General features: G+C 37.1%; 24 protein-coding genes. 21 read left to right on the top strand and 3 right to left on the bottom strand.

What is annotated here, in order from left to right; all coding sequences use genetic code 11:
* Nucleotides 1-137: 137 nt before the first annotated feature.
* Both AC25Y5_RS02780 and AC25Y5_RS02775 read right to left on the bottom strand, forming a co-directional pair.
* Nucleotides 138-668 carry a hypothetical protein gene (locus AC25Y5_RS02780; protein WP_488139007.1) on the bottom strand — a complete coding sequence of 177 codons (531 nt, stop codon included), beginning with the start codon at nucleotides 666-668 and terminating at the stop codon, nucleotides 138-140.
* A gap of 67 nt (nucleotides 669-735) precedes the next feature.
* Nucleotides 736-1371: a hypothetical protein gene (locus tag AC25Y5_RS02775; RefSeq protein ID WP_488139006.1), complete on the bottom strand. Its 636-nt coding sequence runs from the start codon at nucleotides 1369-1371 to the stop codon at nucleotides 736-738.
* Between the two features lie 385 nt (nucleotides 1372-1756).
* Between AC25Y5_RS02775 and AC25Y5_RS02770 the strand changes: the two genes are divergently transcribed.
* Both AC25Y5_RS02770 and iscB read left to right on the top strand, forming a co-directional pair.
* Entirely contained in the window at nucleotides 1757-2557 is an 801-nt protein-coding gene (locus AC25Y5_RS02770; RefSeq protein WP_488139005.1) for a hypothetical protein, read from the top strand.
* A gap of 576 nt (nucleotides 2558-3133) precedes the next feature.
* Nucleotides 3134-4423, top strand: coding sequence for an RNA-guided endonuclease IscB (gene iscB / locus AC25Y5_RS02765; protein ID WP_488139004.1), 1290 nt, complete (start codon nucleotides 3134-3136; stop codon nucleotides 4421-4423).
* An 87-nt stretch (nucleotides 4424-4510) separates the two neighbouring features.
* Here the strand turns inward: iscB and AC25Y5_RS02760 are convergent, their stop codons facing one another.
* Nucleotides 4511-5329, bottom strand: a complete 819-nt coding sequence (locus AC25Y5_RS02760; RefSeq protein ID WP_488139003.1) for a hypothetical protein — start codon at nucleotides 5327-5329, stop codon at nucleotides 4511-4513.
* Nucleotides 5330-5468: 139 nt separating this feature from the next.
* Here AC25Y5_RS02760 and AC25Y5_RS02755 point away from each other — a divergent pair, with 139 nt between their 5' ends.
* The 19 genes from AC25Y5_RS02755 to AC25Y5_RS02665 all read left to right on the top strand — a co-directional run bounded on the left by AC25Y5_RS02755 (nucleotide 5469) and on the right by AC25Y5_RS02665 (nucleotide 26588).
* Nucleotides 5469-6197, top strand: a complete 729-nt coding sequence (locus AC25Y5_RS02755; RefSeq protein ID WP_488139002.1) for a YveK family protein — start codon at nucleotides 5469-5471, stop codon at nucleotides 6195-6197.
* Between the two features lie 5 nt (nucleotides 6198-6202).
* Nucleotides 6203-6907, top strand: a complete 705-nt coding sequence (locus AC25Y5_RS02750) for a CpsD/CapB family tyrosine-protein kinase (protein ID WP_488139001.1) — start codon at nucleotides 6203-6205, stop codon at nucleotides 6905-6907.
* Nucleotides 6908-6964: 57 nt separating this feature from the next.
* Entirely contained in the window at nucleotides 6965-7732 is a 768-nt protein-coding gene (locus AC25Y5_RS02745) for a tyrosine-protein phosphatase (protein ID WP_488139000.1), read from the top strand.
* 268 nt (nucleotides 7733-8000) lie between these two features.
* Nucleotides 8001-9830, top strand: a complete 1830-nt coding sequence (locus tag AC25Y5_RS02740; RefSeq protein WP_488138999.1) for a polysaccharide biosynthesis protein — start codon at nucleotides 8001-8003, stop codon at nucleotides 9828-9830.
* Nucleotides 9831-9888: 58 nt separating this feature from the next.
* Nucleotides 9889-11256 (top strand): glucose-6-phosphate isomerase, encoded by a 1368-nt coding sequence (locus AC25Y5_RS02735; RefSeq protein ID WP_488138998.1) that lies wholly within the window; start codon nucleotides 9889-9891, stop codon nucleotides 11254-11256.
* Nucleotides 11257-11331: 75 nt separating this feature from the next.
* Nucleotides 11332-12213: a UTP--glucose-1-phosphate uridylyltransferase GalU gene (gene galU / locus AC25Y5_RS02730; RefSeq protein ID WP_488138997.1), complete on the top strand. Its 882-nt coding sequence runs from the start codon at nucleotides 11332-11334 to the stop codon at nucleotides 12211-12213.
* 108 nt (nucleotides 12214-12321) lie between these two features.
* The gene (locus AC25Y5_RS02725; RefSeq protein WP_488138996.1) at nucleotides 12322-13002 is read left to right on the top strand and encodes a PIG-L deacetylase family protein; all 681 of its coding nucleotides are present in this window, start codon (nucleotides 12322-12324) and stop codon (nucleotides 13000-13002) included.
* A gap of 21 nt (nucleotides 13003-13023) precedes the next feature.
* Nucleotides 13024-13848: a formyltransferase family protein gene (locus AC25Y5_RS02720; protein ID WP_488138995.1), complete on the top strand. Its 825-nt coding sequence runs from the start codon at nucleotides 13024-13026 to the stop codon at nucleotides 13846-13848.
* Nucleotides 13848-14507, top strand: coding sequence for a sugar transferase (locus AC25Y5_RS02715; protein WP_488138994.1), 660 nt, complete (start codon nucleotides 13848-13850; stop codon nucleotides 14505-14507). The genes AC25Y5_RS02720 and AC25Y5_RS02715 overlap by 1 nt, the downstream gene beginning before the upstream one ends.
* Complete coding sequence (locus AC25Y5_RS02710) at nucleotides 14504-15367, top strand: NAD-dependent epimerase/dehydratase family protein (RefSeq protein WP_488138993.1); 864 nt, start codon at nucleotides 14504-14506, stop codon at nucleotides 15365-15367. The genes AC25Y5_RS02715 and AC25Y5_RS02710 overlap by 4 nt, the downstream gene beginning before the upstream one ends.
* Nucleotides 15368-15388: 21 nt before the next feature.
* Nucleotides 15389-16633: a glycosyltransferase family 4 protein gene (locus AC25Y5_RS02705; RefSeq protein ID WP_488138992.1), complete on the top strand. Its 1245-nt coding sequence runs from the start codon at nucleotides 15389-15391 to the stop codon at nucleotides 16631-16633.
* Nucleotides 16626-17648 (top strand): polysaccharide biosynthesis protein, encoded by a 1023-nt coding sequence (locus AC25Y5_RS02700; RefSeq protein ID WP_488138991.1) that lies wholly within the window; start codon nucleotides 16626-16628, stop codon nucleotides 17646-17648. Before AC25Y5_RS02705 ends, AC25Y5_RS02700 begins: the two co-directional genes overlap by 8 nt.
* A complete protein-coding gene (locus AC25Y5_RS02695; protein WP_488138990.1) occupies nucleotides 17645-18754 on the top strand; it encodes a capsular polysaccharide biosynthesis protein CapF in 1110 nt (369 codons plus the stop codon). The genes AC25Y5_RS02700 and AC25Y5_RS02695 overlap by 4 nt, the downstream gene beginning before the upstream one ends.
* Before the next feature lie 7 nt (nucleotides 18755-18761).
* Nucleotides 18762-19889 carry a non-hydrolyzing UDP-N-acetylglucosamine 2-epimerase gene (wecB, locus tag AC25Y5_RS02690; protein WP_488138989.1) on the top strand — a complete coding sequence of 376 codons (1128 nt, stop codon included), beginning with the start codon at nucleotides 18762-18764 and terminating at the stop codon, nucleotides 19887-19889.
* A complete protein-coding gene (locus tag AC25Y5_RS02685; RefSeq protein ID WP_488138988.1) occupies nucleotides 19889-21088 on the top strand; it encodes a glycosyltransferase family 4 protein in 1200 nt (399 codons plus the stop codon). The genes wecB and AC25Y5_RS02685 overlap by 1 nt, the downstream gene beginning before the upstream one ends.
* A 105-nt stretch (nucleotides 21089-21193) precedes the next feature.
* On the top strand, nucleotides 21194-22282 hold the full coding sequence (locus tag AC25Y5_RS02680; protein ID WP_488138987.1) for a glycosyltransferase family 1 protein: 1089 nt from the start codon (nucleotides 21194-21196) through the stop codon (nucleotides 22280-22282).
* Nucleotides 22279-23394 carry a glycosyltransferase family 4 protein gene (locus AC25Y5_RS02675; RefSeq protein ID WP_488138986.1) on the top strand — a complete coding sequence of 372 codons (1116 nt, stop codon included), beginning with the start codon at nucleotides 22279-22281 and terminating at the stop codon, nucleotides 23392-23394. Before AC25Y5_RS02680 ends, AC25Y5_RS02675 begins: the two co-directional genes overlap by 4 nt.
* A 61-nt stretch (nucleotides 23395-23455) precedes the next feature.
* Nucleotides 23456-24979 (top strand): murein biosynthesis integral membrane protein MurJ, encoded by a 1524-nt coding sequence (murJ, locus tag AC25Y5_RS02670; protein WP_488138985.1) that lies wholly within the window; start codon nucleotides 23456-23458, stop codon nucleotides 24977-24979.
* A gap of 349 nt (nucleotides 24980-25328) precedes the next feature.
* Entirely contained in the window at nucleotides 25329-26588 is a 1260-nt protein-coding gene (locus AC25Y5_RS02665; protein ID WP_488138984.1) for a hypothetical protein, read from the top strand.
* The last annotated feature ends 108 nt before the right edge of the window (nucleotides 26589-26696 follow it).

Here is a 26696-nt window from a genome sequence, read left to right as displayed (position 1 = left end):
TATGTAGAAAATTCCTGAAATGGGGCGGATGGTGGGGAAGGGGAAGACTCACGGAGTCTAGGCAAAAAACACTCCATAAGTCGATGATAAATCGGTATATGGAGCAGTCTAGTAAACACTTATTCAGCTAGTACAAATCACTCAGCACCCTGACTCGGCACCACTGTCGGCACATATCCTGAATCGCCAACACTGATGTTAGCTGCATCAATTAGTGCTTGCGCTTTATCCTGCGCGGCCTGTTCTAAACTAGCTTTGCTGGCCGTTACTTCGTTATCGACGGTGTCTGTAATCTTTTTCTTCGCTTCTTTAGTTTTCTCATCAATCGATTTCGTGATTTCCTTGGATAGCTTATCGAATGCCTTGTTTACATCTTTGTTACCTTTATCTACGCTCTTACCAAAATGCTCTTCGACATCGTCGGAAGAAGCATCGAATTCACTTTGAATTTGCCCCTCAATAGCAGACTTCTTATCTTTGGCATTAATCTGAACCTCAAGACCTGCCCAACCGGCTACTTTAATGAATAAAGATGCCGTCGCAGTATCAAAAAAATCTTTAAAAGCTTGATTGGTTGCATAAGTTGCAGCACCTATGCCGCCTATCAATAAAACCGCGGATAGAGTCCCGGCTAGCACTTTACCTTTAACAGTTTTGAATAATTTCATCAATCATTCCTCATTTCTTCTCACTCTATTTTTTAAATCAACATCATTCAGGACTCCAAACGACCCGCTATTCGGCAATCTCGTTTTCTGAAACAACATCGCTAGTTTCTCCGCCCTCAACACTTCCATAACCTTCCGAAACAACTTCACTGGTTTCCTCGACTCCAACACTTCCATCACTTTCCACTCCAACTTCACTAGCCTCATCAATGATCCCAGGTGTTTCGATAAGAGGCTCAACAGGAACGACAGGACCGCCTCCCTCAATAACGGGCGTTTTCAAAAAATCCGCATCGATCTTAGCCTTACTCTTTTCGATTTCTGCATTAATCTGTGCTGTAATCTTCGTTTTGGCCGCATGATTGACATTTTCGATGGCCGCTTTCATTTCAGCTGATTTCGCTTCGAAGTGCGCATGTAATTCTTGTTCTGCTCTTGTTTTTTCGCTTGCTGCGTAGGTAGATAACTCTTTTGAGGCTTGCCGTTGTTCATCAATTAGAAGGGTCGAGAGCTCTTGCGCGTAAATGGAGGTTTGACTTTGAAGGGACTTTTCGGTTTCTAGCAGCAAAGGGCTTGTAAGGGCAGTGATCAATTCTTGAATGTAATCACTCGGACTTCTTTCATTTGCTAAAACGGTGCAGCCAATCGTGAAGAATGCCGCAACGATTGTCGAAAGGACAACCTTTTTTACGGGTATTTTCATGAATCCTCCTCCCTTTACTATAGATATGCTGAACCGTAACCATGAAGCGGGACACAATTAGTGTTTTAGTACTAATTAAAATGCCTCCCACATGAATATACTGATATAACTCGAACAAAAGAACCGGAAATGAATGATAGAATCTATTTTTTAACATAAAACTAGAATCCGCAGGACGCGGTCGCCCATAAAACGCTCCTCCGAATGAAGACAAAGCCCCTTCACAAAATGACAACCCCTCTATAATAGAAGAAACCCACTTAATAATAGAAGAAACTCCACCACCCAGAACTATCCCAAAATGTCGAATAGTGCACATATGAGTACTCCTCTTTCCGCCTTTCTGGTAAACTAGTAAATATGAATGGATGGAAAGGGGTAGCTTATGAAGAAAAAATTGAAGATTATCTTATCAATACTACTAATTGTTATCTTGGCCACCGCGGGGACGCTGCTCTATTTCTTTAAATTCAAAGAGTACGATGTTGCGGATGAAGAAGTGACGAAAATCATCAAAGATCCGTATACGCTTGAATTACCGGACGGAACGACGATTACATTGGACGAAAATGGGGACATCGTGGAATCTGAGGGGAACGCATCAACGCCTGGCACCAATGGGACGTCGTCTGACGGAACCGCAACGGAAGGTAGTAATGCTGAAGGAACCACTACAGAAGGCGGCAAAAATGAAGGATCCACTACAGACACCACCAAAGTAGAAGGAACCTCCACAGGCAGCAATACCACCGAAGGAACCACACCAAACACAGGAACCACACCCGGCAAAAAAGTCCCTACCGCAACAACAGGGGGCAGCAACACCAATATAAAAACATCAGTCAGTTCCATCAAACAAAAATACGTCCCAACCCTAGAAAACCTCCAATCACAAGCCGATACCAAGCTGAATACATTAGTGGGTCGTGCGAAGAATGAGTACAGTGCGAAGAAAGCAAACGGGGAAAAAATCAGCTACGGTTATTTTTACAATAAATACGCAGGTGCTGCAGAGGGACTTGAAGCAAATACCGATGCAGTATTCAATGGCGTCATCAAAGCAGTGGAGAAAGATTTAGTAACAAACGGTTACGATAAATCCTACGCCCAAAACTTAGTCGATGATTACAACGCGGCGAAAAAGGCACGAAGAAGCAGTCTATTGAACAAAGTAACTGGCTTATAAAATGGAAAAAGCAAGAGTCGCTTTACTCAGCGGGCTCTTGCTTTTTTTCTCGATTTTTTCGGTTTCAGCTGTTTCAACAAGACGAGCGTACGTAAAATGACAAGGAACACAGTCGTAAGGGGATTTCTTTCTGTTTGCCGATATAAGCAGACAGCATAACCCTTCATTATCAAAGTATCCAACCACCGAACAGTCAACAATAAGTCAATAATCCCTAAAGTATTGGAAATTCAGGGAAATACCACTACGTTATGGTATAATAAAACTGTATTAAATAGGAAAAAAGATAGAATTGGTAAACACATTTTAATCATAGTCAACTACCCACCACTTAAACGGTAACAATTGTTGAAATGGGGGCTTGAGAGTGCCCAAGTTGTCTAGCCTCAGTCTTTGATAGACTACGTTGGTTCGGTAATCACACCCCGGAATAATACCCTAGTTCCTTGCACTGTGTCGGCACTGTAAAAGCTCTGTTGGGTCGGAGCGGTCAACCGAATTTGGCGACATTTAATGTCGGAAGCCTTACCAACATTGGCAAAGGGTCACAAACTCCAAAAAAGGAGGGAATACGTCATGCTCGTATTCGTACTAAATCGGCACGGGGAAGCGCTCATGCCTTGCCAGCCGAGGAAAGCAAGAATGTTACTGAAAGAAGAAAAAGCGAAGATCATCAGTTATCAGCCGTTTAGAATTCAGTTATTGTTTGGGACCAGCGGCTACAAACAGCCAGTTACAATCGGTACGAAACTTGGAACCAAACATATCGGCATTGCGGTCACATCCGTTGACCAAGTACTTATAAAAGGTGAAGTCGAGTTGAGGATAGATGTGAAAAGTCTGCTCGAAACACGTAAAATATACCGGCGCTTTCGCAGACAGCGAAAAACCAGATACCGGAAAGCCCGCTTCCTGAATCGAAAGAAGCCGAAGGGGTGGTTGCCACCGAGTTTGGCAAGCCGAGCAGATAATATATTTCGTTGGATTCATCGTTTCCGCATTTTGCTGCCGAACCCGACGATGCATTTCGAAATTGGCAAGTTTGACCTGCAGAAGATCATCACGCCAAGCTCTGAGGGCGTTAACCAGCAATTGAATCATCAAGCTGGTTATTACGAAGTTCATTATTTCGTACTCGCACGTGACAACTTTACATGTCAAGTATGTAAACAGAATAACAAAATACTAAACACCCATCATATTCTCTATAAAACGGAAGGTGGCAGCAATTCTGCAAATAACCTGATCGCCGTTTGCGCCGATTGTCACACGAATGAAAATCATCGATCCGGCAAGATTCTTTGGAAATGGATGCAAGGCGGAAAAAAGCTGCGTACTTACAAAGAATCCCCTTTTACAAACAGTTTGCGAAATCACCTTTTTCGACAATATCCGGATGCAGTTATTTCGTATGGCAGCGAAACGACGCCACATCGAAAAAAGATTGGGTTAGAAAAGTCGCTTGTAAACGATGCCATCGCAATAACGGGGATTCCAACGATCAGGAAAGCCACCAAAACATCTTTCCAGATCAAGCAGTTCCGCAAAAAAAAGCGAAGCCTGCATGAAGCGACAGCACGTAAAGGACGGAAGCTACCGAACAATGAAAGTAAGCGCAACGCGAAGAATACCAAGGCATCCGGAGGGTTTTTTCTGAATGACCAAGTGCGAACGCCTTGCGGAACCACCGGCTATATCAGTGGCTTCACAGGAAAAAATGCCTGTTACGTCAAGTCAATCAGTGGCGAGTATATCGTTATTCCGGAAAAAAAGTACAAACAGCAACCGCTTTCGGGACTGATAAGGCGAAGCCACCAAGGCAATTGGCGCTATCAAATCAGCCATAATGAAGAGACAGTCTATTGAACAAGGCAATCGGTCCTTAAATTGAAACAAGCAAGAGCCGCTACTCAGCGGGCTCCTGCTTGTTTTCTTGCTTTTTTAGGTTTCAACTTATTCCACGGATTCTCCATCCACAAAATACGCAACTAACGCATCCGACCAAGCCATAATCCCATTCTCAGTAAGAATGTACGCTTCATCAACAAACGTCAACAATTCATCCGACCCCGTATCCGGCCAATTCGCCCAATGATCTAAATAAGGAATCCCGCGTGCTGTAGTGAACTTTTCAAGCGCTGCGATCTGAGTCAAATAATAACCGGCCTGGTAAATCGGTTGGGGCGGTGTCACTAGGAAAGAGACATCCGCTACATGACTTTCCGCGAGCGCACGCACGTCAAGCAAATGCCGTTGTTCGTCTTCAATGACGACGATGCCGTTATTATGCAACGTGAATGGCTCATACAGCACAATGTCATACCCTGTATCCCAATCAATTTCTCCACCTTCAAGCGCCTCAGCGACAAAACGTTCGGACGTCATGTCAAAAGTCGACACATCAACGCCAATCAAATCGCCGTATGCGTCACGAACCTCGCTCGCAAAATGCTCAGCTACACCTGCAATCGCATCGGAACCAACAATCAGCATCTGGACAGACTCCCCGGCTTCCGCGCGTAAAACAATCACCTCAAGCGTTCCTTCATCAAGTGTTGCGCCAATCTCTTGGATATCATCCGCGCTTAACTTCTGTACGGGCGACGACTTTTTAACCGAACCCTCACTTTCAAGCACAAGCGAATCTTCAGTCTCCTGGGCACTACGCCCCCCTGCACTTCGGACTTTTTCTTGCCAAGTCGAGGCACTGAACCAAAGGAGTCCCACACAAACAACGGAAAGAACAATTACTAAAATGGATTGAGTCTTCATACCTGCACCTCTCTACTTACGTTTTAGATTAGCTACAATATACCATATAAATTGTGGGTATTTGTTACAATAATAAATCCTCCTATGATATACTAGGGCAAAGTTCGACAATGTAAACGTAAAGGGGAAACTTGAATTCATGGAAGAAACAATCAGCTTACAAGAATTATTCAAAACATTGAAGAAACGGCTTGTATTGATCATCAGTGCAATCATTGTAGCTGTAACCATTGCGGGAGTTGTTAGTTACCTCTATTTGACGCCGATCTACCAAGCATCGACACAAATCCTGGTCAATCAAGAGAAAAAGGACACACAACAATTCAACGCCCAGGACATTCAAACGGATCTTCAACTCATCAGTACATACAATGTCATCATTAAAACGCCAGCAATCCTGTCGAAAGTGATTGAAAGTCTAGACCTAGACACAACGCCTGCTGGACTCGCTACTAAAATTTCAGTGAACAGTGAGCAAAACTCACAAGTACTTAACATCAGCGTCCAAGATCCTGAAGCCTATGTTGCGGTCGATATTGCCAACACGACGGCTGAAGTGTTCCAAGTTGAAATCCAAAAGTTGATGAATGTCGATAATGTGAACGTTCTATCGCCAGCAGTCCTTGCGGAAAACCCGTCACCTATAAAACCAGATCCACTACTCAACATGGCGATTGCCGCAGTGATTGGTCTGATGATAGGTGTAGGGATTGCATTCCTGCTCGAATACTTGGATACATCAGTGAAGACAGAGCAAGATGTAGAAGATTTGCTAGGATTGCCGATACTCGGCCTTGTAAGCACAATCTCGGAAAAAGATGTACCGGGTGATAGAGGAACCTTAAAAAGTAGAAGGAAGAAGAGGTGACCGGCATGTTCAACAAGAAAAAGAAGCCCGTACAAACGGTTGCACGTAAACTTGTGACCAATGTGAATCCGAAGTCAATCGTTTCGGAACAATTCCGTACGGTCCGAACCAACATCAACTTCTCAATGCCTGATAAGGACCTCAAAACATTGCTTTTCACTTCGTCCACGCCGGGTGAAGGTAAATCGACATGCGCAGCGAACGTCGCGATTGTCTTTGCACAGGAAGGGAAAAAGGTCCTGCTTGTCGATGCGGATATGCGCAAACCGACAATGCATTACACGTTCCACACGACGAATTCGACGGGCCTTTCCAACCTACTGACAAGGAAGTGGGGGCTTCAAGACGTCGTCCGTGAAACTGAAATTGAAGGTCTAGATCTGATCACATGCGGACCAATCCCACCGAATCCGGCAGAATTGCTTGGCTCGAATACGATGGACGCTCTTATTGAAGAACTGAAAGCAGGCTATGACATCGTTGTTTTCGACGCGCCGCCGCTGCTATCTGTTGCGGACGCGCAGATTTTGTCGAACAAATGCGAAGGCACCATCCTAGTACTCAATTCTGGTATGACAGAGAAAGCGAACGCTTTAAAAGCAAAAGAGGCATTGGTGTCATCTAAAGCCAATATCCTCGGCACAGTGCTGAACAATTTTGTCATGGAAAAAGATCATTACTACTACCAATATTATGGAACAGGAGAGTAAGGGGACTAGTATGTCCTTTCACTCTCTTTCTTTATTGCTGAAAGAGGAGAACGATACATGATAGATATGCATAGCCACATTCTTTTCGGAGTCGACGATGGCCCGGAAACAATGGAAGATTCAATACGCATCTTAGAACAAGCAGTACAAGAAGGCATCACTGATATGATTGCGACACCACATGCATTTAGTCCACACTTCCATGTGTCAGCTGAGAAAATAAAAAGTCAAATCGAATTATTGAGAGATGTAGTGGATGCGGCAAAAATGCCGGTCACGCTACATACAGGACAGGAAGTCCGGCTGTGCGCCGATCTCGTTGAGAAGTTGAAAACGAAAGAAGCACTGACACTCGCGAACTCGCGTTATCTGTTACTTGAACTTCCGTCACAAGCGGTACCTGCTTATACCGTCAATTTGATTCAGTCACTGCTAGGTGAAGGCTACATCCCGATCATCGCACATCCTGAACGCAACCGAGCCATCGCGGAAAAACCCGAACGACTCGAGCGACTTGTCAGACACGGGGCGTTAGCGCAAATCACAGCAGGAAGTATTGCTGGGCATTTTGGAAGGAATGTGCAAAAACTATCCATCCGATTAATCGAAGCAAACTTAATCCACACCTACGGATCAGACGTCCACAATTTGAAAACAAGGCCGCTACTGTATAACGAGGGGCTTGACTATATGGAAAAAAAGAAGCTTCATGATCTTGCAGACATCTTGCTAGAAAACAATGAGCGTATTATTAACAATAAACCCTTATTTTTACTGGAACCAGATGTACCCTCTGTAAAAAAGTGGTGGCACTTAAGTGGATGAGATGTTATCATTAGTTCGGCAATCGAATTGGTAAACTCTTAAGTATATAGTAACGGTTATAAAGTCTCTGATAGAAAAGTTCAACTAATGAGTCTATTTAATCTGAAGCGTTGGCGTCTACTGGGGTAGCCGAAGCAGTAAGACTGACAGTGGTTTTCTGTCCGGCTTATTGTGGGAGGCATCCCCTAGCGCCAAGCGTTGTTGGTGGGATTCTTTATTTCAACATATATAGATAAATATCACTACTGCGAAAGGAGGACTCCCTGCAATGTCCATGAACAAAAGAATGAGTCTGCTCGTAATTGTTGACTCCTTAATCGTCTTGTCATCCATTTATATTTGTTATTATATCTTGCATCCAGACATCAACATCCTCACGAACAAAATGTTGTTAATCAGTGTCATAACAATTCAAATTGCGCATCACACATTCGCGTGGGTTTACGGACTCTACCGCAAGGCGTGGTCGTATGCGTCTATCGGGGAATTGAAGTCTATTTTCAAAGCGGTGACGTTAACAATTGTCGTCGTTGCGATAGTGCAAATGGCCGTCATGCAAGATATCTATATGAGAGCACTAGCCCTTACATGGATGCTGCACATCCTACTCATCGGCGCATCACGGTTGTCATGGCGCATTTTTAGGGATTCGCTCAATCGTCATGTAGACATAAATGCAAAACGAACACTCATCATTGGTGCGGGACAAGCCGGCAGTATGATTGTGCGTCAATTGTCGCGAAATTCTAATTCGAGCATGAAACCCGTCCTTTTTGTTGACGATGACAAAGCGAAACAGGGCCTCGAGATTTTCAATGTGACAGTAGCGGGGGGCACGAAACAAATTCCAGACCTTGTCAAAACACATGATATAGAGAAAATCGTCATTGCAATTCCTTCCATGACCAAGCAGCAAATGGCTGACTTGATGAAAGTTTGTATCGACACGGGTGTCAAGACACAAACCATTCCACGCATTGAGGACTTAATGACTGGGAAAGTATCCGTCACGGATATGCAAGACGTCAAGATTGAAGATCTGCTTGGCCGAGACGAAGTCCAACTCGATTTGAAAGCCATCGCGGACAAGTTAACTGGTAAAACAATACTTGTCACCGGTGCGGGCGGTTCCATCGGCTCTGAAATTTGTAGGCAAGTGAGTGCGTTCAGACCAAGTCGCTTACTCCTTTTAGGACACGGTGAAAGCTCTATCTACAATATAGACATGGAACTGCGTCGAACAGTTTCAACAGATATAGAAATTATTCCAATTATTGCTGACGTGCAAGATCGAATGCGCATTTTCGATATCGTCAGCGAATATAAACCAGACGTCATGTACCATGCAGCTGCACATAAACATGTGCCTTTAATGGAAGCAAACCCGATGGAAGCCGTGAAGAATAACATCTTCGGTACGAAGAATGTCGCAGAAGCAGCAGATACATTCGGTGTCCCACACTTCGTGATGGTTTCGACGGACAAAGCAGTCAATCCGCCCAATATCATGGGGGCGACAAAGCGCTTTGCTGAAATGATTGTCCAGAACCTGGCGAAGGAAAGCTCAACAAAGTTCGCCGCGGTACGATTTGGCAATGTGCTTGGGTCCCGTGGCAGTGTGGTTCCTTTGTTTAAGAAGCAAATTGCCAGAGGGGGTCCAGTGACGGTTACGGATCCTGAGATGACGCGGTATTTTATGACAATACCTGAAGCCTCGCGGCTTGTTATTCAAGCGGGAACGCTTGCAGCTGGTGGTGAAGTGTTTGTGTTAGATATGGGTGAGCCTGTGAAGATTGTGGATCTCGCGAAGAACCTCATTAAGTTGTCCGGTTACAGTGAAGATGAGATTGGGATTGCGTATTCGGGGATTCGACCTGGGGAGAAGTTGTTTGAAGAGCTGTTGAATGACAATGAACGGCAGAGTGAGCATGTCTTTCCGAAGATTTTTGTTGGGAAGGCGGAGCCGGTTAGTGCGCTTGAGATGGAGTATGTTTTGAGTAGGGTACTGGAGATGGATAATCATGAGCTGAAGGAAACGCTTGTTGGGTTAGCTAATCGTAAGATACCGGTAGTTCAGAAGGAAGTTACGACTGCTTAAAATTGACAGCGGGTGCCAGATACTGACACCCAGTAAATCACTATATGGAGGTGAAGCATTGGCGCATATAACGTTTGATTATTCGAAAGCAAGTTCTTTTTTCGGGAGTTATCAACTCTCCTTCCTAGAACAGACGGTGAAATCCATCCATCATGAAATGCACAGTGAATCTAGTGTCCATAGAGAATATTTAGGATGGGTAGACCTTCCCGAAAACTATGATAAAGAGGAATTTGAACGTATTCAACAAAGTGCCCTCCATATAAAAGAAACGAGTGACGTTCTTCTTGTGATTGGAATCGGTGGCTCATACCTAGGTGCTCGGGCGGCCATTGAGATGCTGAACCACAGCTTCAACAATTTGCTGCCAAGCGACAAAAGAGAATATCCTCAAGTCATTTTCGTGGGTCATAACCTCAGCTCTACTTACATAACGCATGTCATTGAGTTTTTAGCAGAGAAGGATTATTCTATAAACATCATTTCAAAGTCTGGTACGACAACAGAACCGGCAATCGCTTTCCGGATTTTCCGAAAGCTGCTTGAAGAGAAATATGGACTAGAAGAAGCCAAAAAAAGAATCTATGCAACAACAGATAAGCAGATGGGCGCTTTAAAAGAGCAGGCCGATAAAGAAAGGTATGAAACATTCGTTATCCCCGATGACATCGGAGGCCGTTACTCCGTATTGACGGCTGTTGGCCTATTGCCGATTGCAGCGAGTGGAATAGATGTTGGCCAGATTATGGCGGGTGCCTTACAAGCGCAAAACGAGTTAACAAACCCATTGCTGGAAAAGAACGCAGCCTATCAATATGCAGTAATCCGCAACATCCTGTTTCAAAAAGGCATGGCCATTGAAATGTTCGTGTCGTATGAACCGGGCTTGCATTATCTTGCAGAATGGTGGAAACAACTATTTGGTGAAAGTGAAGGAAAAGATCGTAGAGGGATTTTCCCTGCATCTGCTAACTTCTCGACAGACTTGCACTCATTTGGTCAGTACATTCAAGAAGGCCAACGTAACTTATTCGAAACGATCATCAAAGTGAAAGAACCACTATGTGATCTATTGATTGAGAGTGATGTACAGAATATAGATGGATTGAATTACCTCGCCGGAAAAACGGTCGACTACGTGAACAGCAAAGCATTTGAAGGTGCATTGAACGCACATATAGAAGGCGGTGTACCCGGCTTAGTGTTTGAGATACCTACAATGGACGCTTATACATTTGGCTACTTGGTGTATTTCTTTGAGAAAGCCTGTGCAATGAGTGCTTACTTGTTTGGTGTGAATCCGTTCGATCAGCCGGGCGTGGAATTGTATAAGAGTAATATGTTTGAATTGTTGGAGAAACCAGGGTACGAACGGAAAATAGAAGAGGTTGAAAGTCTAGAAGGTATATCGGGTGCCAGACACTGACACAATTCGCGTCTTACCGCGAATTGTGGAAGCGCCTGGCACCCCCTAGAATAGAGGTAAAAGGAGGATATAACAGTGAAAAAGGTACGTAAAGCAATCATCCCGGCAGCCGGATTAGGCACGCGGTTTTTACCGGTGACCAAAGCCATGCCGAAAGAAATGTTGCCGATTGTCGATAAACCGACCATTCAATACATCGTTGAAGAGGCAATTGCATCCGGCATTGAAGATATTATAATCGTTACCGGAAAAGGGAAGCGAGCGATTGAAGACCATTTTGATAATAATTTTGAATTAGAAGAGAACCTTATTCAAAAAGAGAAATTTGATTTATTAGATAAAGTTAGGCAATCCTCAAATGTAGACATTCATTATATTAGACAAAAAGAACCCAAAGGACTTGGACATGCTGTTTGGTGTGCACGCAAGTTTATTGGCGATGAACCCTTTGCAGTCTTATTAGGCGATGATATTGTTCAGAGCGAGACTCCTGGCTTAAAACAGTTAATAGATCAGTATGAAGAAACACATGCGTCTGTTATCGGAGTCCAAACTGTACCTGACGGAGAGACAGATCGGTATGGAATTATTGAACCTTCCACTCAAGTAGGGAGAAGATATGCTGTGGAAAATTTCGTAGAAAAACCTGCGAAAGGAACTGCTCCATCGAATCTTGCCATTATGGGAAGATATGTTCTGACTCCAGAAATCTTCAAGTACTTAGAAGAACAAGAGACTGGGGCGGGTGGAGAAATCCAGTTGACAGATGCGATTCAAAAATTGAATCAAGTTCAGCGCGTATTTGCTTATGATTTTGAAGGTAAGCGGTATGATGTTGGGGAGAAGTTAGGGTTTATTACGACTACGATTGAGTTTGCATTACAGGACCCTACTTTGAGAGATGATTTGCTCGTCTTTCTCGAAGGGGTAATGCCGAAGAAAACAGTTAGTGAATGATGAGCTGAACCCTTGTTTATTTTAGATCTAATGGGCAGGGGGGGTCTGTAATGGAAGTTCCTTAAAAGGTAGTAATTCATACAAATTTAAATTAGTGAGGAAATTATAATGACATATTTAGTAGTTGTTGCACATCCAGATGATGAAGTTTTAGGTGCTGGTGCTACGATGTACAAGCTAGCGCAAGAAGGACATTCAGTAAATGTCTGTATCTTATCAGGTGAAGTGAACGCAAGAAATTACCGTCCGACTACTGATGAGTTAAATGAAGATGTAAACAACTCTATGGATATAGTAGGTGTTGATAAAATCATTCTAGGTGATTTTCCCAATATAGAATTAAATACGGTACCCCATTTAAAACTTGTTCAGTTTATAGAAAAGGCAATAATTGAGACAAAAGCGAATGTGGTGTTAACTCATCATCCAGCGGATCTAAATAATGATCATTTGCATACATCTCTTGCATGCCAGGCAGCGGTTAGATTATTCCAAAGAAGAAATGATGTTCCTCCATTAAGAGAACTCCTATTCATGGAAGTCCCATCCTCTACAGAATGGGGTCTCAATAAAGCAATGAATCAGTTTTCACCGAATACGTTTATTGAAGTCGGTGAGGTGAGTGTTGATAAAAAGATAGAGGCGATTGCACAATATCGAGGTGTTATGAGAGATTATCCTCATCCTAGAAGTAATGAAGCCATTAAGGGCCTTGCTGCATACCGTGGTGGACAAGCAGGAATGGTTTATGCTGAAGCTTTTGAAAGTGTATTCAGACGAGGATTTTAGTTGTTTGGAGGAAGATATGGCATGAAGATGAGAATAGCATTTGCAACTTGTGTGCAGTTGGGCAGAAGTTGCGTTGAAGAAATATACCGAATTGGCGGGAACTTGGATTTACTTATAACGTTAAAGGATGAAAAGGCAAAGAATAAGTCTGGAAGAATTTATCTTGATGATATTGCCGCTGAAAACACTACTCCACTATTGAAAATTAATAATATCAATGACCAAGAAGTTATTGATGCTCTTAAAGCACATAAAATTGATTGGTTATTTATTATTGGATGGTCACAGATAGCCAAGAAAGAATTACTCGAAACCCCGACACATGGATGTATTGGAATGCACCCTACGCTATTACCAATTGGCAGAGGAAGAGCAGCAATTCCATGGTCCATTATTAAAGGGTTAGATGAAACAGGTGTAACGATGTTTAAGCTTGATGAAGGTGTCGATACAGGAGAAATTATTGGGCAAGGAGTCATACCGCTTAATGAGAAATCAACGGCAACAGAGCTCTATCAAAAAGTAGATGAACTTCATATTACGCTGATTTCAAAGTATTGGGATGCTATCGTCAATAACAATATTACACTTACGAAACAAAATGATGCTGACGCTACTGAATGGTTAGGTAGAAAACCAGAAGATGGTGAAGTTTGGGGTCGCATGACTATGAATGAAGCTGATAGTTTGGTGAGAGCTGTCACCCATCCATACCCAGGCGCATTTTACAAAAATGGAGATAAAACTATTAGGATTTGGTCAGCTGAAACAAATAAAAATGATGGTGAAATTAAACTTAGCAATGGGTATTTGAATCCTGTTGATTATGAAGTAGAGGAATCGTAATGGGGAATAAAAAATTCCAAAGAGTAATTAAACGTTTATTTGATATTGTAGTTTCTTTAGTAGTACTTATTATATTTCTACCTATATGGATTGCAATTGCACTATTAATTAAAGTGACTTCTCCTGGTCCTGTTTTTTTCTTACAAGACCGTCCTGGACTTCATAAAATGATATTCAAGGTATATAAATTACGGACGATGAAAATCGGCTCAGAAACAATGGTGAAAGGCCAAGAAGTGATGAAAGACGATGATCGAATCACTTCTATCGGAAAGTTTCTGAGAAGAAGTAAAATCGATGAAATTCCCCAAGTGTTAAATGTTCTAAAGGGGGAAATGAGTCTAGTTGGTCCAAGACCGGAGCGGATTGCTTCCCTTGACGATTACAACGATGAAATTGAGAAGCGACTCAATATGAATCCTGGAATGACGGGATTAGCACAAGTAAGTGGCAATATACACCTTACCTTGGAAGAAAGATATAAATTAGACGTTTACTATGTAGAACATTTTAGTTTGTGGTTAGACTTAAAAATCATCATAAGAACTGTTGGTGTAGTCTTATTTGGTGAAGATCGATATGTCAATAAGCGATTAGTAGATATACATCTTGGACTCACTGAAATGGCAGCATCTAAAGAGGAGACTATTTCAAAATGAAAAAGATACTTATTACAGGAGCAAAAAGTTATGTAGGAACTTCTTTTGTTAAGTGGGTTTCTCAATATCCTGGTACGTATTCAATTGATACTCTTAGCCTAAGAGACGAGAAATGGAAAGAAACTTCATTTAAAGGATATGACGTAGTATTTCATACGGTAGGGATAGCACATGTCGACGCGAAACCTGAAATGGAATCTCTCTATTATAAAGTAAATAGGGATTTGACGATAGAAGCCGCTCAAAAGGCAAAAAAAGATGGTGTTAAACAATTTGTTTTTATGAGTAGTATTATTGTTTACGGTGATAGTAGTTATATAAATAAACCAAGGATTATCACCAAAGATACTGTTCCAACTCCTGCTAACTTTTATGGTAATAGTAAACTCCAAGCAGAGGAGGGAATTAAAGCTTTAGAAAGCGATGATTTTAATATTTCTATTATCAGGCCGCCAATGATTTACGGTAAAGATTCAAAAGGGAATTATCCTAAATTAGCTAAAGCGGCTCAGAAGTTGCCTGTGTTCCCAGATATCGAAAATCAGCGAAGTATGCTTCATATAGATAACCTATCTGAGTTTATTCGTATGATAGTTGAAAATGAAGAGAGTGGTACATTCTTCCCGCAAAACAGCGAGTATGTGAAGACCAGTGAAATGGTGAAGCTAATAGCTGAAGTACATAATAGGAAGATTAATATGACAAGGATATTTAATCCCATTTTAGGTGCAGTAAGCAAAAAAGTAGGAATTGTTAATAAGGTGTTTGGTAATTTAGTTTATGATCAAAGTTTAAGTGATTATAAAGAGAATTACAGAGTCTGGAATTTAAATGAATCGATCATTGCAACTGAAAAATAATGTAGAGGGGTGGATTATAGCTTGAAAAAACATATTTTAGTTATAGCACAATATTTCTACCCTGAACAATTTCGCATAAATGACATTTGCACTGAGTGGGTAAAAAGAGGATATAAAGTAACTGTAATAACAGGGATACCTAACTATCCACAAGGTAAGTATTTTGAAGGATATGGCTTACTAAAAAAAAGAAAAGAATTATATAACGGGATTGAGATTATAAGAATTCCACTAGTACCAAGAGGAAACAGTTCAATTATGCTTGCGTTAAATTATATTTCCTTCGTCATTTCCGGTTATTTTTGGAGCCTCTTTACTCGTATAAAAGCTGACTATGTATTTATATTTGAAGTATCTCCAATGACACAAGCCTTGCCGGGGGTATGGTATGCAAAGAAGAGGAAGATACCGTGTTATATTTATGTTCAAGATTTATGGCCGGAAAACTTCGAAATTTTATCAGGGATAAAAAATAAAACAGTTATTAATAAGGTAGGAAAAATGGTTGATTATATATATAGCCGCTGTACAAAAATATTTACTACATCAAGGAGCTTCGTAACTTCTATTAGTAATCGTGGTGTGTCAAAGGAGAAAATTGTGTACTGGCCTCAGTATGCAGAAGATTTTTATAAACCACTGAAAAAAATGGGTATTGATGAAATTCCAAATGATGATGCATTTAATATTATTTTCGCTGGAAATATTGGAGTTTCTCAGGGATTAGATATTCTCCCAAAAGTTGCCGCATTGTTAAAAGGAAATAATTTTAAAAGAAGAATTCGTTTTAATATTGTTGGGGATGGTAGATATAAAGATACCTTAATTGAGTTAGTAAACTCAAACAACTTATCAGATATGTTTAATTTCATACCCAAACAGCCAGCTAGCAAAATTCCTAAATTTATGGCAGCAAGTGATGCGGCTTTTCTTTGTTTAACAGACAGTCCACTTTTTTCAATGACAATCCCTGCAAAACTCCAGTCATATATGGCGTGTGGAATTCCAATTATTGCTTCAGCCAAAGGAGAAACTAATCAAATAATCAAAGAGGCAAATGCAGGGATATGTAGTCCAGCAGGGGACGTTCAACAACTTGCAGAGTCAATTGTTGAATTATTAAGCAATTCAAATGAACAACTTATTGAATTGGGTCGAAATGCAAGGATTTACTATGATAGGAACTTCAATAAATTAGAACTTTTAAATAAAATGGATGAACATTTTAGGGATTTCACGATATTGGAGGACAAAAATTATGTTTAAAGATAAAACTCTACTCATTACCGGGGGGACTGGATCCTTTGGGAATGCAGTAATGGAAAGATTCTTGGATACAGATATTAAAGAAGTTCGTATCTTTTCACGTGACGAAAAGAAGCAAGACGATATGAGAAAACTATATAATAATGATAAATTAAAGTTTTATATCGGTGATGTTCGTGATCTTGCGAGTGTGAAATATGCGATGAATGAAGTAGATTATGTATTTCATGCTGCAGCGCTTAAACAAGTTCCATCATGCGAGTTCTTTCCAATGGAAGCCGTTAAAACAAATGTCATTGGTACAGAAAACGTATTGAATGCATCAATAGAGTTTGGTGTTAAAAAGGTAATTTGTCTGTCAACGGATAAGGCTGCCTATCCAATCAATGCAATGGGAATATCAAAAGCAATGATGGAAAAGGTATTTGTTGCTAAAGCAAAAACCGTCTCTCCTGATAAAACACTCATCTGCGGTACCAGATACGGAAATGTTATGGCTTCCCGTGGATCAGTTATTCCACTATTTGTAGAACAGATTAAAGCAGGTAAGCCACTTACTGTAACAGATCCTGATATGACAAGGTTCCTTATGAGTCTTGAAGAAGCCGTTGAACTTGTAGTTTTTGCATTTAAGAACGCTGATGCAGGGGATATTATGGTTCAAAAATCTCCGGCTTCTACAATTGCGGATTTAGCACAAGCAGTAAAAGAAATTTTCAATGCTGATAACGAAGTGAAACTAATAGGTACTAGACACGGTGAAAAACTATTCGAGACGCTTCTTACGAGGGAAGAACATGTCGTTGCAGATGATTTAGAAGGTTTCTATAGAGTCCCGGCAGATAATCGTGATCTTAACTATGATAAATACTTCGAGGAAGGTAATGAAAGACTTTCTTCGGATGAAGAATACAACTCACACAATACATATCGACTTTCAATCGAACAAATTAAAGGAAAACTCTTAGAACTCCCTTATATACAGGATGAATTGAAAGGGTGGAATCGCAGGTGAAAATTCTTGTAACGGGTGCTGGAGGATTCCTTGGTAAAAACTTAGTTGCTGAGTTGAAAAACCAGGGATATGAGGATTTACTGTTGTATACAAGAAATCAAACTTTGAGAGATTTGGAAGAGTATACAAAGAAATGCGACTTTGTATATCACTTAGCTGGAGTAAATAGACCAGAGAATGAAATAGAGTTTATGGATGGAAACTATGGTTTTACATCTGAATTACTGGAGCTACTAAAAAAGCATAATAACAAATCACCTATACTAATTACATCGTCTATCCAAGCTGAAAAAGATAATCCATATGGTAACAGCAAGAAAGCTGGAGAGGATTTATTGTTCGAACACTCGTTAGAAACGGGTACAGAAGTGTTTGTATATAGACTCCCTAATTTATTCGGAAAGTGGAGTAAACCTAACTATAATATGGTTGTTGCGACATATTGTTATAATATCGCTAGAGATTTAGACATTCAGGTTAATAATCCAGACGCAGAACTTACTCTGTGTTATATAGATGATGTATTAGAGGAATTTGTGAAGGCGTTAGAGGGAATTCCTAATAAACATGATAATTATTGTTTAGTAGAAACGGCGTACACAATTAAATTAGGGAACTTAGCAAATCTTATTAGAGGTTTTAAAGAATCTAGAACAAATTTAAGTGTTCCAAATATGGATGATGCACTAACTAAAAAACTATATAGTACATATTTAAGTTTTTTGCCTAAAGATCAGTTTGCATACGATTTAAAAATGAATATAGACAACAGAGGTTCATTCACAGAGTTTATAAGAACTCCTGATAGGGGGCAAGTGTCTGTGAATGTTTCCAAACCAGGTATTACAAAAGGTAATCACTGGCATCATACGAAAAACGAGAAATTCCTTGTAGTTAGCGGTCAAGGATTGATAAGATTTAGAAATATTAATACAGAAGAAATTATTGAATATAAAGTAAGTGGAGAAAAGCTGCAAGTGGTTGATATACCTGTTGGATATACACATTCTATAGTCAATATAGGTGATAACAACTTGGTTACTGTTATGTGGGTGAATGAAAGTTATAATCCTGAAAATCCAGATACGAACTTTTTGGAGGTATAAAATACTAATGAAAAAATTAAAAGTCATGACAGTCGTAGGTACTAGACCAGAGATTATACGACTTTCAGCTGTAATCAATAAGTTAGAAGAGTCAAATGCAATTGAACATATACTTGTTCATACGGGACAGAACTATGATTACGAATTGAATGAAGTGTTTTTTAAAGATTTCAATTTAAGAAAACCAGATTATTTCCTTAATGCAGCTACCGGAACGGCTATAGAAACCATTGGTAATATCTTAATTAAAATAGATCCAATTATGGAAAAAGTAAAACCAGATGCCTTTTTAGTTCTTGGGGATACTAACAGTTGTTTATGTGCAATTGCAGCAAAAAGAAGACAAATTCCAATATTCCATATGGAAGCGGGAAATAGATGCTTTGACCAAAGAGTACCTGAAGAAACGAATAGAAAAATTGTAGATCATACTGCTGATGTCAATTTAACGTATAGTGATATCGCGAGAGAATATTTGTTAAGAGAAGGTCTACCTGCGGATCGAATTATTAAGACTGGAAGCCCGATGTTTGAAGTTCTAAATTCTAGAAAAGATGACATAGAAAAATCAGATGTGTTAGAGAGATTAGACCTTTATGAAGGGAGATATTTTGTAGTATCTGCACACAGAGAAGAAAATATTAGTTCAGAAACTAATTTCTTGGATTTAGTTGATAGTTTAAATGCAGTTGCTGAGAAGTATAATATGCCTGTCATTGTAAGTACGCATCCTAGAACTCAAAATATGATTAATGCTAAAGGGATAGAGTTTAATCCATTGGTGAAAACAATGAAACCTTTAGGATTTAATGATTATGTTAAGCTTCAAGTTAAGGCTAAAGCTGTACTTAGTGATAGTGGGACAATAAGTGAAGAGTCTTCTATTCTTGGGTTTAGAGCACTTAATATTAGACAAGCTCATGAAAGACCGGAGGCGGTGGAAGAAGCGTCGGTGATGATGGTAGGCCTTAAAAGAGAAAGAGTTTTGCAGGCGCTAGAAATACTAGAAGCACAAGAAGTAAGTACACTAAGACTTGTTGAGGATTATAGTATGCCTAATGTATCTGAGAAAGTACTTAGAATAATATTGTCATATACAGATTATGTAAATCGGGTTGTTTGGAGTAAAAACTAATGAAAGTATTACAAATAAACTCAGTTTGTGGAGTAGGGAGCACGGGTAGAATAGCCACTGACATTCATCATATTTTGAAAGAACAAGGGCATGAAAGTTATATTGCATATGGAAGAGATTTGCCTTTGAATTGTGATACAGCAATTCGAATTGGGACTAAATATGATAACTACTCGCATGTGGCTCTAACAAGGATTTCTGATAAACACGGTTTTGGATCCAGAAAAGCTACTTTGGAATTCATTAAGAAGGTTGAAGAGTTAGATCCCGATGTAATCCATTTGCATAACATTCATGGGTATTATATTAATATTGAAATTTTATTTGATTATATAAAAAAAGCTAATAAGCCCGTTATTTGGACACTTCATGATTGTTGGGCTTTTACAGGACACTGTGCTCATTTTGATTTTATTAATTGTAATAAGTGGGAAACAGGATGTAATAAATGCCCACAGAAAAGCTCATATCCATCCAGTTTCATTTTTGATAATTCTAAGAATAATTATTTAAAGAAAAAAGAGATATTTACAGGGCTTAATAATATGACTATTGTAACTCCTTCAAATTGGCTAGCAAATTTAGTGAAAGAATCCTTTTTAGGTGAATATCCAATTAAAGTTATTAATAATGGGATAGATTTAGATGTTTTTAGACCTACTGAAAATGACATTAGGGAAAGATACGAAATTGAAAATAAGTTCGTAGTATTGGGAGTAGCAAATGCCTGGAGCGAAAGAAAAGGGTTTAAATATTTTTTTGAAATATCAGATAATATCGATGTAAACGAAGTAATTGTATTAGTTGGTTTAACTGAAGAACAAAAAAAGAAGCTACCAAAGAATATAATTGGTATAACTAGAACAAATAATGTTAAAGAATTAGCTGAGATTTATTCAGCTGCAGATGTTTTTGTGAATCCGACATTAGAGGATAATTTTCCAACTACAAATTTAGAGGCATTAGCATGTGGAACTCCTGTGATTACATTTGATACTGGTGGAAGTGCTGAAAGTATTGATGAAAATACAGGATTTGTAATAGAACAAGGAAATTTCGAACAACTATTTAATACTGTAATAAAAGTAAGAAATTCAGAAAATTATTATAGGGATGTTTGCGTTAATAGAGTCAAGGAGAATTATTCAAGTGAAGTGAAGTATTTGGAGTATATTAAGTTATATGAGAGTCTAACTTAATCCACCTTCAATTGGTTAGACTTAATATTTAGAACGAAAATATTTAGGATTTATTGAGGTGTTTTAATGGAGCTAATAAGAATACTCTATGTGAATGGAGGCATAATGAGTCGTGGAGGTATAGAATCTTTCATGATGAATTATTACAGGCGTTTTGATAAAGAAAAAGTACAAATTGATTTTATTGTTCATGGATTTGAAAAGGGCATATATGATGATGAAATAATTAAAATGGGTGGAAGAATTTATAATGTACCAGTAAAAAGTAAGGATTATTTTGGTAATATAAAGGCATTAAAGAAAATTTTTAGTAGTGGCAAATATAAAATCATTCATTCTCATATGGATGCAATGAGTATGGTTGTATTAAAACAAGCTGAGAAATGCGGAATACCTATTAGGATTGCTCATAGTCATAATACTCAACACTTAACAAATAATCAAATAAAATTTATTCTCAATGAATACGCAAGGAAAAATGTATCAAAATACGCAACCCATTATTTTGCCTGTTCTGAGCCGGCTGCGAGATGGTTATTTGGAAATGAAAATGTCGATAATAATAAAGTTATGTACATTAAGAATGCTATTGATTTGGAGAAATATAAGTTTGATAAACTTACTCGAGAAAGTATTAGAAGAGAATATAATTTAAAGAATGAACTTGTCATTGGTAATGTAGGAAGATTTGACTATCAAAAAAATCATGTTTTTCTATTAGATATTTTTAAAGATATTTTGAAAGCACAACCTAATGCTAGACTTTTTTTAGTTGGAGATGGACATCTCAGAAGTAAGATTGAAACTAAGATATTAGAATTGAATATTAAGGATAAAGTAATTCTAGCTGGGATCAAAGATGATGTTTATAGAATTATGAATGCTTTTGATGTATTTTGTTTACCTTCTCATTTTGAAGGATTAGGTATTGTCTTGGTGGAAGCTCAAGCTAATGGACTAGAATGTATTACTTCATATGAGGTGCCTAGAGAAGCAGATATTAGTGGAAGAACAAAATTTATTAGTTTAACAGCCCCAACTGAAAATTGGGTTAATAGCTTATTAGAAGTAACAAAGGAGAAAAAAAATAGAGAAGTAAGTGATAACCAATTAATAAATGCAGGATATTCAATTATTAATGAAGCTCAAAAATTACAAAATATTTATTTGAATTTAGCAGGAGTGAAAGCATGAAAGTGTTAATTTTAAGTAATATACCGTCTCCATATAGAGTAGACTTTTTTAATGAGTTAGGAAAGCAAGTAGATCTTACTGTTTTATTTGAAGCAAAGACTGCTGAAGGGATTAAATTTAACTGGAATACCGATGATATTAAATGGTTTAAAGCGATATTTTTAAAAGAAGGTAATATACAAGAAAATAAAGTTAATTGGAATATATTAAAATATATAAAAAAAAATCAATATGATGAAGTAATTGTGACTAGTTATGCGTATTTTACAGAAATGGTTGCTTTATTAGCCTTGAAAATAAAAAATATTCCATATTACTTGGAAATTGATGGAGGAATAATTCGAAATGAAAATAGTTTTAAAAAAGAATTTAAAACTTTTTTAATTTCGAATGCAAAAGGCTATTTTAGTCCAAGTAAATCTTCAGATGACTATTTAATTCATTATGGCGCTGAAACGGAAAACATACATCGATATCCTTTTAGTTCACTTAGACAAAAGGATGTACTAGCTACTCCCCTGGATAAATTCGAGAAACAAATCATTCGAAAAAGTTTAGGTATTGATGGAGAAAGAGTAGCTCTCGCTGTCGGACAATTAATAAACAGGAAGGGTTTTGATATATTAATTAAAGCATGGGGAAATTTAGATAACTCTTACCAGTTAATAATTATTGGAGAAGGAGAATTAAAAAATAGGTATAAATCTATGTTAAATGAACTAAACATTACTAATATTAAAATATTAGAGTTTATGGATAAGGAAAAACTATCAAATTATTATAAAGCTGCAGATATATTTGTATTACCCACCAGGGAAGATATATGGGGGCTTGTAATAAATGAGGCTATGGCTAAAGGATTACCAATTATCACCACAGATAAGTGTGTGTCAGGGTTAGAATTAATAGAAGATGAAATAAATGGTTACATTGTACAGAGTGATAATCCTACAATGTTAGAGGTGAAAATTAAAAAAATATTTGAAAATGATGAATATATATATGAAATGGCGAAATCAAGCCTTAAAAAAATAAGAGCATATTCTATAGAGAGTATGGTGGAATCACATATTAATATATTCAATTCTGCTATTAATAAAACTTTAAAATAGTTAAGAGGAAAATAAGACGAATGAAAAATTCAACTGAAATCTTATGATTAATGGGGATAATATGAAAAAGATAGCATTATTATTAATAATTTTATCGTTATTTACAAAAATAATAGGATTAATTAGAGAAGTGGTCTTATCCCATTATTATGGAGCATCTTATATAAGTGATGTATATTTAATTTCACTTTTAATACCAAATGTAATTTTAGCAATAATTGGTAATGCGATTTTAACTGGATTTATACCTATGTATAATAAAATAGAAAGTAAAGATGGTATTGAAGTTGCAAATTCTTATACCAATAAACTTATAAATATTGTATTGGTGTTATGTTTTGGAATAGTCATTTTAGTAGTTCCTTTCACAGAGCCAATTGTTAAAATATTTGCATCAGGATTCACTGGAGAGACATTAGAATTAAGTATTAAATTTACTAGGATTAGTATTATTGGTGTTTTTTTCACTGGTCTAATATTTGTTTTAATGGGATATCTACAAGTAAAAGGGGATTATATTACACCGACTTTAATTGGTCTACCAATGAATATTATTATTATAGTATCTATAATAATAAGTTTTTATAATGATACAATATTTCTAGCAATTGGTATTCCGATTTCAATAGCTGCTCAATTTATTATGTTACTTATTGTAGCTAGAAGGAAAGGATTAATATATAAACCAACATTAAATATTATTGATTCTAATATTAAGTCTATGCTAATACTAGGTATCCCAATTATTATAGGATCATCAGTAACACAAATAAATAAAGTAATAGACAGAACGTTAGCTTCAAATATTATAGAAGGTGGAATATCAGCTTTAAATTATGCTAATACATTAAATATTCTTGTCCAAGGTATTTTTGTTTCAACGATTATTACTATAATGTATCCTAGAATATCGAAGATGGCTTCTAATGGAAAAATGAGAGAATTGAAAAACTCACTCACAGAATCGATTATAGGTATTAGTTTTTTTCTTATACCTGTTACATTTGGATATTTAATATTTGCTGAGCCAATTGTTCAGTTTCTATTTGGACGAGGCGCTTTTGATTCACAAGCAATTTATTTAACTTCTTCAAGTTTATTTTTCTACTCAATAGGAATATTAGGATTTGGCATTAGAGAAGTAGTTTCTATGGCATTCTATTCACTTCATGATACAAAAACTCCAATGATAAATGGTATTATTGCCATAGCAATAAATATTGTATTTAATTTTATCCTATCTAGTTTTATGGGTATTAGTGGATTAGCATTAGCGACAAGCATATCTGGAATAGTTTGTTCAATACTATTACTGGCAAGTTTTAGAAAAAAATTTGGATCTATTGATTTTAAAAAAATCCTTATTATCCTAGGGAAAATTATTTTAGCTTCTATAGTTATGGGAATTGGATCCAAATTAATTTATTCCTTTTTATTTTTACATATAAATGTTTATATATCATTAATCATTTCAATAATATTAGGTTCCCTAATATATTTTATAGTAATATTTTTTATGAAAATAAAAGAAATCGAAGAAATTTTTCAATTAATTAAGAATAGAAAAAAAACTGCGAGAAAATAAATTTCACAATTTTTATAAGCTAAAAAATTTTGTTATCTAGTTGATGACTCCTGCATCTCTTTTGAGAAATGATAAAAAATAATCTATATATTTAATAGATAAAAAAATGATTTGATAGAAAAAACAAACTTCAGAATACTGATTAAGGATCAATTATATAGTGCTAGAAACCAATTAACGCTTTACGTTTAATATTACTTATCGCCAATCTCTTATGAACCAAACTATTTGTCTTTCTATTTTGTGCAGTTCGCTAAATTTCGAATTATCAAGTTAAAATTATATATAGTTATTAAAATTACAAATAACATGTAATCTTATTACTATATTACTAAGGAGTTATTCTGATTTGGAAAGTGCAAATAAATATAAAAATATCTTTTATTTTGGGCTGTCATGTATTACACTGTTCTTTTTATTAATAACATTTCATGATAATAGGTATCAAATTGAATCTATTATATTAATAATGTTAAACTTTTATTTTATCTATTACTTTAGAAATAACATTTATATACTTTTTATAGGAATAGTTCTTTTATATTCAAATTATAGTATTATTATGGGCGAATTTTTAGTTCAAAATTTGCAGGTTTCTTTAAATTCTTTAAGATTTAGCAATTATAATTATTTTGAAATGGCATTAATTATGTTGATTCTATATATGCTTTTTTTGATTATATTTAGTAAAAAAAGTAAAAGAGTAGAATTCAATTTTTTATTTCAAGATAATTTACTGGTTTTTATACTGTTATATATATCTATTATTTTAATAAATATATTTTTTTTCGATCGTAGTAACCCGGATACTTATATTGTGAGGGGTTCTCCACTACAAGGTTATACCTATGTTTTATTTGCATTTCTAATTTATTATTCAGGAAATAAACAAATATTAAAAGTATTAAGTATACTATTAGGGGCTGGAGTCTGTTTACAGATTTTATTTTATGGTGGACGCGGATCAGTCATTCCTATTGTAATAATATTTCTTACTACTATTTTCATTCAAAAGCTTAACTTTAAAAATGTAATAGCAGGCGTGTCTATAGGTGTTATTTTATTAACTTTTATTGGAAGTTCTAGAAGTGGAGATAGAGTTAGTTTTAGTTCAATTTTTGACAAATTTACCGAAACTTATTTTGTACAAGATACCTCAGTTATGGCTTTTCTTTCTACTATTACTCATATTGCGGCTGCAGATTATTATGACTGGATTTTTAGAATAAAGTCATTCGGAAGTTTTTTATTGGCAATTTTATTAGGAGGTAACACAAAATACACAAGTCTAAGTAATATAACACTAGTTTCTAGAGAACTAAATTTTAATATAGGTGGAGGTATAATAGTTTCGCACTTTTACTTTTGGCTAGGTTATTTTGGTGTCATATTAGCTGGATTTATTACTGCACAATTTATAAATAAAGGGATTAAATCTAAAAGTCATTTAGGTAAAATAATTTTTATATGTTTTATTGCACAGACTTCTACATGGTATTTGTATTCGCCCTTGCAAATATTTAGAGCAAATTTAGTATTAATTCCTATAGTTTATATATTATTAAAAATAGTAGATATTTTAACAAAAAGGTTGAAGTCAGCGAGATAGTATACTTTAATAAATATTTTTTATAAATAAAACTAAATACAAAAATGCACAATTAAATTTGTGAACAATATATGATGCAGGTTTCTCTAAAGGAAACTGAGAATAACG

This window comes from Sporosarcina sp. Y1011 (genome assembly GCF_057669885.1).
Note: the sequence above shows the minus strand (reverse complement) of the source record. Positions and strands in the feature narration are given on the sequence as shown.

Bases quoted from the DNA above. Each gene is read 5' to 3' on its own strand.
- AC25Y5_RS02780 (WP_488139007.1), bottom strand. From the start codon at position 668: ATGAAATTATTCAAAACTGTTAAAGGTAAAGTGCTAGCCGGGACTCTA.
- AC25Y5_RS02775 (WP_488139006.1), bottom strand. From the start codon at position 1,371: ATGAAAATACCCGTAAAAAAGGTTGTCCTTTCGACAATCGTTGCGGCA.
- AC25Y5_RS02770 (WP_488139005.1), top strand. From the start codon at position 1,757: ATGAAGAAAAAATTGAAGATTATCTTATCAATACTACTAATTGTTATC.
- iscB (WP_488139004.1), top strand. From the start codon at position 3,134: ATGCTCGTATTCGTACTAAATCGGCACGGGGAAGCGCTCATGCCTTGC.
- AC25Y5_RS02760 (WP_488139003.1), bottom strand. From the start codon at position 5,329: ATGAAGACTCAATCCATTTTAGTAATTGTTCTTTCCGTTGTTTGTGTG.
- AC25Y5_RS02755 (WP_488139002.1), top strand. From the start codon at position 5,469: ATGGAAGAAACAATCAGCTTACAAGAATTATTCAAAACATTGAAGAAA.
- AC25Y5_RS02750 (WP_488139001.1), top strand. From the start codon at position 6,203: ATGTTCAACAAGAAAAAGAAGCCCGTACAAACGGTTGCACGTAAACTT.
- AC25Y5_RS02745 (WP_488139000.1), top strand. From the start codon at position 6,965: ATGATAGATATGCATAGCCACATTCTTTTCGGAGTCGACGATGGCCCG.
- AC25Y5_RS02740 (WP_488138999.1), top strand. From the start codon at position 8,001: ATGTCCATGAACAAAAGAATGAGTCTGCTCGTAATTGTTGACTCCTTA.
- AC25Y5_RS02725 (WP_488138996.1), top strand. From the start codon at position 12,322: ATGACATATTTAGTAGTTGTTGCACATCCAGATGATGAAGTTTTAGGT.
- AC25Y5_RS02720 (WP_488138995.1), top strand. From the start codon at position 13,024: ATGAAGATGAGAATAGCATTTGCAACTTGTGTGCAGTTGGGCAGAAGT.
- AC25Y5_RS02715 (WP_488138994.1), top strand. From the start codon at position 13,848: ATGGGGAATAAAAAATTCCAAAGAGTAATTAAACGTTTATTTGATATT.
- AC25Y5_RS02710 (WP_488138993.1), top strand. From the start codon at position 14,504: ATGAAAAAGATACTTATTACAGGAGCAAAAAGTTATGTAGGAACTTCT.
- AC25Y5_RS02700 (WP_488138991.1), top strand. From the start codon at position 16,626: ATGTTTAAAGATAAAACTCTACTCATTACCGGGGGGACTGGATCCTTT.
- wecB (WP_488138989.1), top strand. From the start codon at position 18,762: ATGAAAAAATTAAAAGTCATGACAGTCGTAGGTACTAGACCAGAGATT.
- AC25Y5_RS02685 (WP_488138988.1), top strand. From the start codon at position 19,889: ATGAAAGTATTACAAATAAACTCAGTTTGTGGAGTAGGGAGCACGGGT.
- AC25Y5_RS02680 (WP_488138987.1), top strand. From the start codon at position 21,194: ATGAGTCGTGGAGGTATAGAATCTTTCATGATGAATTATTACAGGCGT.
- AC25Y5_RS02675 (WP_488138986.1), top strand. From the start codon at position 22,279: ATGAAAGTGTTAATTTTAAGTAATATACCGTCTCCATATAGAGTAGAC.
- murJ (WP_488138985.1), top strand. From the start codon at position 23,456: ATGAAAAAGATAGCATTATTATTAATAATTTTATCGTTATTTACAAAA.